Annotated in this window: 4 protein-coding genes; all 4 read left to right on the top strand. The window is 73.7% G+C overall.

Annotation, left to right across the window (positions count from 1 at the left end; all coding sequences use genetic code 11):
- Positions 1–172 (top strand): adenosylcobinamide-GDP ribazoletransferase (locus L1885_RS29450; protein WP_372482016.1); only part of this gene is annotated, 172 nt, incomplete at its 5' end.
- 205 nt (positions 173–377) lie between these two features.
- The gene (locus L1885_RS23885) at positions 378–1,922 is read left to right on the top strand and encodes a leucyl aminopeptidase (protein WP_235799234.1); all 1,545 of its coding nucleotides are present in this window, start codon (positions 378–380) and stop codon (positions 1,920–1,922) included.
- 569 nt (positions 1,923–2,491) lie between these two features.
- On the top strand, positions 2,492–3,880 hold the full coding sequence (lpdA, locus tag L1885_RS23880; RefSeq protein WP_235799233.1) for a dihydrolipoyl dehydrogenase: 1,389 nt from the start codon (positions 2,492–2,494) through the stop codon (positions 3,878–3,880).
- A gap of 65 nt (positions 3,881–3,945) precedes the next feature.
- Positions 3,946–4,676, top strand: a 731-nt coding sequence (locus L1885_RS23875; RefSeq protein ID WP_308117385.1) for a biotin/lipoyl-containing protein, incomplete at its 3' end; no start/stop codon positions are given.

Raw genomic sequence — 4,676 nt, 5'->3', positions numbered from 1 at the left:
GGCGGCCGCGGTCCGCGACGGCCTGGCCGTCCTGCTGGCCGCGGCCGCCGCCCAGTTGCTCCTTCGGCACTGTGTGCGCCGCTTCGGGGGGATCACCGGCGACGTGCTGGGCGCGCTCGCGGAGACGGCCGCGACGGTGGCGCTGGTGGTGCTCGCGGCCGGCCCCTCGTAGCCCCGGTGGGACGGGGGCCCCGGGGCGCCCGCGCACGGCCGCCGCGGGCGGCGCGGGGCGCGGCGCCAGGGGCACGCGGCGGCCGTGACCGGCAGCGCGCGTAGGCTCGCTACCGGCGCGGACAGGGCCGGGTTTTACGATGCGCCGGGCAGGTCGGCCCGTCCACCGACCGTCGCACACTCATCGGAAGCGAGATTTCACCACCGTGACTGCTCTCACTCTCACCACGTCGGGCGCCGCGACGCTGCGCGCCGACGTCATCGTCGTCGGAGTCGCCAAGGGCCCCGCCGGGCCCGTCGTGGCCGCGGGCGCCGAGGCCGTGGACAAGGGGTTCGACGGCAGGCTCGCCGCCGTGCTGGAGACCCTCGGAGCCACCGGCGCCGAGGGTGAGGTGACCAAGGTTCCGGCCCCCTCGGGCTTCAAGTCCCCCGTCGTGCTCGCCGTCGGACTCGGCCGGCTGCCGGAGAAGGGCGACGCGTACGGCACCGAGACGCTGCGCCGGGCCGCCGGTGTCGCCGCGCGCTCGCTGTCCGGCACGAAGAAGGCCGGCGTCGCCCTGCCCGTCGACGCGGCCGAGGACGTCGCCGCGATCGGCGAGGGCCTCCTGCTGGGCTCGTACGCGTTCACCGTGTACCGGGGCGGCGAGAAGAAGGCCGCCGGCAAGGCCGCCGCGAAGGACGCGGGCCCCAAGGAGCCGCTCGGCGAGGCCGTGCTGCTCGGCGCGAAGACGCGCGACAAGGCCCACAAGGCCGCCGCGGACCGCGCGATCGCGCTGACCGAGGAGATCAACCGCGCGCGCGACCTGATCAACACCCCCTCCAACGACCTGACGCCCGCCCAGTTCGCGGCCATCGCCACCGCCGCCGGCAAGGAGCACGGCATCAAGGTGGAGGTCCTGGACGAGAAGGCCCTCGCCAAGGGCGGCTACGGCGGCCTGATCGGCGTCGGCCAGGGCTCGGTCAACCCGCCGCGCCTCGTGCGCCTGTCCTACACGGCCCGCGGCGCGAAGCAGAGCCTCGCGTTCGTCGGCAAGGGCATCACGTACGACTCGGGCGGCATCTCGCTCAAGCCGGCCGGCCACAACGAGACCATGAAGCTCGACATGAGCGGCGCCGCCGCCGTCCTCGCCTCGGTGGTCACCGCGGCCAGGCTCGGCCTGAAGGTCAACGTGACGGGCTGGCTCGCGCTCGCGGAGAACATGCCGTCCGGCTCGGCCACCCGCCCCGGCGACGTGCTGCGCATGTACAGCGGCAAGACCGTCGAGGTGCTCAACACCGACGCCGAGGGCCGCCTCGTCCTCGCCGACGCGATCTCCCGCGCCGCCGAGGAGAACCCCGACGCGATCGTGGACGTGGCGACGCTGACCGGCGCGATGATGCTGGCCCTCGGCCTGCGCACGTTCGGCATCATGGCGAACGACGACGACCTGCGCACCACGCTGCACGAGCTCGCGGGCGAGGCGGGCGAGGCCGCCTGGCCCATGCCGCTGCCCGCGGACCTGCGCAAGGGCCTGGACTCGCCGATCGCGGACATCGCCAACATGGGCGAGCGGATGGGCGGCGGCCTGGTCGCCGGCATCTTCCTGCGCGAGTTCGTGCCGGAGGACACCCGCTGGGCACACCTGGACATCGCCGGCCCCGCCTTCAACGAGGGCGCCCCGTTCGGCTACACCCCGAAGGGCGGTACGGGCTCCGCGATCCGCACGCTCGTCGCCCTGGCCGAGCACGCGGCCGCGGGCGAGCTCGACTGACACCGCCGGCGCCTCGGCACCGGACGTGACGTCCGGCCACCCGGGCCCGCACCGGACCGCACCGCCCCGCGCGGGCGCGCTCCGGTGCGGGCCCGGCCGCGTTCCGCGGCTGTGAGGCCGCTCACGTGCCCCGCGCACGCACCCGCCGCCGGGACGTACGGGTTCGCGGCACGGGGGCGCGCGGGCGGACCGCGGGAGCCCGCGCGGAGGAACAGTCGTCACCGTTTCGGTGTTGATTGGGGGGTGCGGCCGGACGGCCGTCACACCAGGACGCGGCCGAGGTCGTCCCCCGGTCGGGCGGCGCGGCACGCCGCCCGGGGCCGGCGGATGCCCGCGGCACCCCGTGCCGGGATCCGCACCCGCGTGTACGCGCACGGCGAACGTGAGCCCGCTCACCCGTCGCGCCGCAGCACGGCCCCGCGTCCCGCCGACCGCCGACAAGTGCAAAGATGGGTTCTCGGCAGGACAGGGCCCCCACCACAGGGCCGATGAGAAGCGGCCGAACACCAGCCGTCCGGACGAGCCGAGACCCGCCCGGCGTACGGCGCACATGCATGGAGGAACGTGACGTGGCGAACGACGCCAGCACCGTTTTCGACCTAGTGATCCTCGGCGGTGGCAGCGGTGGCTACGCCGCGGCCCTGCGCGGGGCCCAGCTGGGCCTGGACGTCGCCCTCATCGAGAAGGGCAAGGTCGGCGGCACCTGCCTGCACCGCGGCTGCATCCCCACGAAGGCCCTGCTGCACGCCGGCGAGATCGCCGACCAGGCGCGCGAGTCCGAGCAGTTCGGTGTCAAGGCCACCTTCGAGGGCATCGACATCGCGGCCGTCCACGCCTACAAGGACGACGTGATCAGCGGCCTGTACAAGGGCCTCCAGGGGCTCGTCGCCTCCCGCAAGATCACCTACATCGAGGGTGAGGGCCGGCTGTCCTCCCGCACCTCGGTCGACGTGAACGGCCGCCGCGTCGAGGGTCGCCACGTCCTCCTGGCGACCGGTTCCGTGCCGAAGTCCCTGCCCGGCCTGGAGATCGACGGCGACCGCATCATCTCCTCGGACCACGCGCTGACGCTCGACCGCGTCCCGAAGTCCGCCATCATCCTGGGCGGCGGCGTCATCGGCGTCGAGTTCGCCTCGGCGTGGAAGTCCTTCGGCACCGACGTGACGATCGTCGAGGGCCTCAAGCACCTCGTCCCCGTCGAGGACGAGAACAGCTCCAAGCTCCTGGAGCGCTCCTTCCGCAAGCGCGGCATCAAGTTCAACCTGGGCACCTTCTTCGAGAAGGCCGAGTACACGCAGGACGGCGTCCGGGTGACGCTGGCCGACGGCAAGACCTTCGAGGGCGAGGTGCTGCTGGTCGCGATCGGCCGCGGCCCCGTCTCGCAGGGCCTCGGCTACGAGGAGCAGGGCGTCGGCATGGACCGCGGCTACGTCCTGGTCGACGAGTACATGCGCACGAACATCGAGACGATCTCGGCGGTCGGCGACCTCGTCCCGACCCTCCAGCTCGCGCACGTCGGCTTCGCCGAGGGCATCCTCGTCGCGGAGCGGCTGGCCGGCCTGAAGACCGTCCCGATCGACTACGACGGCGTGCCGCGGGTGACGTACTGCCACCCCGAGGTCGCCTCCGTCGGCATCACCGAGGCCAAGGCCAAGGAGATCTACGGTGCGGACAAGGTCGTCGCGCTCAAGTACAACCTGGCGGGCAACGGCCGGAGCAAGATCCTGAAGACCTCGGGCGAGGTCAAGCTCGTCCAGGTCAAGGATGGCGCCGTGGTCGGTGTCCACATGGTCGGTGACCGGATGGGCGAGCAGGTCGGCGAAGCTCAGCTGATCTACAACTGGGAGGCGCTGCCGGCCGAGGTCGCGCAGCTCATCCACGCCCACCCGACCCAGAGTGAAGCGCTCGGCGAGGCCCACCTCGCACTGGCGGGCAAGCCCCTCCACTCCCACGACTGACGCATTCCGCAGTCAGAGCGCGCGACGAGACCACTACCGCACTTCCGATAGGAGCAAGAGAGACCATGGCGGTTTCCGTAACCCTGCCGGCGCTCGGCGAGAGCGTCACCGAGGGCACAGTCACCCGCTGGCTCAAGGCCGAGGGCGAGCGGGTGGAGGCCGACGAGCCCCTGCTCGAAGTCTCCACCGACAAGGTCGACACCGAGATCCCCGCGCCCGCCGCGGGCATCCTCTCGGCGATCAAGGTCGCCGAGGACGAGACCGTCGAGGTCGGTGCCGAGCTGGCCCTCATCGACGACGGCACGGGCGCCCCCGAGGCCGCGCCCGCCCCGGCCGCCGAGCAGCAGCAGGCCCCCGCCCCGCAGCCGGCGCAGCCCGCCCAGTCGGCGCCGTCGACCGAGGCTGCGGCGCCCGCCCCGCAGCCGACCGCGCAGGCCGCGGCCGGCGGCAGCGGCGCCCAGGGCACCGACGTCGTCCTGCCCGCGCTCGGCGAGAGCGTCACCGAGGGCACCGTGACCCGCTGGCTGAAGGAAGTCGGCGAGTCGGTCGAGGAGGACGAGCCGCTGCTCGAGGTCTCCACCGACAAGGTCGACACCGAGATCCCCGCCCCGACCGCCGGCGTGCTGCTGGAGATCGTGGTCGGCGAGGACGAGACGGCCGAGGTGGGCGCGAAGCTCGCCGTCATCGGCGCTCCCGGTGCCGCCCCGCAGGCCCAGGCCGCCCCCGAGCCCGCCCCGGCGCAGCCGGCGCAGCAGGAGGCCCCGGCCCCCGCCCCTGCGCCGCAGCAGGCCGCTCC

The sequence above is a fragment of the Streptomyces fuscigenes genome (assembly GCF_021556455.1).
Classification (GTDB): domain Bacteria; phylum Actinomycetota; class Actinomycetes; order Streptomycetales; family Streptomycetaceae; genus Streptomyces; species Streptomyces fuscigenes.
This window is presented reverse-complemented; position numbering and strand designations above follow the sequence as displayed.